The 277-nt window shown below is 51.6% G+C and carries 1 protein-coding gene; it reads right to left on the reverse strand.

Annotated elements, in window-relative coordinates:
- The coding region (locus ACSV5T_RS09805) for a hypothetical protein (protein ID WP_438320985.1) at positions 1–242 on the reverse strand (242 nt) is incomplete at its 3' end.
- Between the last annotated feature and the right edge of the window lie 35 nt (positions 243–277).

The following is a 277-nucleotide window of genomic DNA, read 5'->3' on the forward strand; positions in this document are numbered from 1 at the left end:
TCACCCGGCTCAGTCGACTCGCCCGCAAGTTCCTCAACATGAAATGCATAGACGGCGTCCGGGAACGAATAAGGAACGCCCTCACCATTATATAACGTGACTTGATCGATGGTCGTAACGTCAACGTCGGCCGCATCCACCATGAACCGCCAAATCGTTGACGATTCACGCGCCCCGTAGTACGTCACGTCGTCGTAAATCAGGCTTGCGTCGTCGTACGCTTCGATTTCTTCAGGGCTCAAATCAATTTGTGCATAAATTGGCGTTGATGTCATTG

The organism is Veillonella sp. ZSJB6 (assembly GCF_051549505.1).
Classification (GTDB): domain Bacteria; phylum Bacillota; class Negativicutes; order Veillonellales; family Veillonellaceae; genus Veillonella.